Origin of the sequence: Corynebacterium sp. HMSC074C01, assembly GCF_001814605.1 — a bacterium.
GTDB lineage: Bacteria > Actinomycetota > Actinomycetes > Mycobacteriales > Mycobacteriaceae > Corynebacterium.
The window spans coordinates 1-236 of the sequence record NZ_KV817291.1 but is presented as its reverse complement, the minus strand read 5'-3'; the positions used below and the strand labels follow the sequence as shown (position 1 = coordinate 236).

At 55.5% G+C, this 236-nt stretch carries 1 pseudogene; it reads right to left on the bottom strand.

From position 1 onward, the window contains the following. Positions 1 to 12 precede the first annotated feature (12 nt). Positions 13 to 236, bottom strand: a pseudogene (locus HMPREF2978_RS13355) (transposase); the annotation flags it as partial.

The following is a 236-nucleotide window of genomic DNA, read 5'->3' as shown; positions in this document are numbered from 1 at the left end:
CCCCCGACGTGTCTACTTTCCGGGGGTCAGGCCCGGTCTGCGGTGCGGGTGCGTCGCGTAGTAGACGGTTTCCTTTGCTCGGCGATGCTCAAGGATGTCACGCCACGTGCCTGAATACACTTCACTAGGTGTGTATCCATTCAGCCCGCTGTGGCGGTCACGGTTATTGTATTCGTCGATAATCCTGCCGATGACTTTCTGCGCATGCTGGATATCATCATAGGTTTCTAACGCAT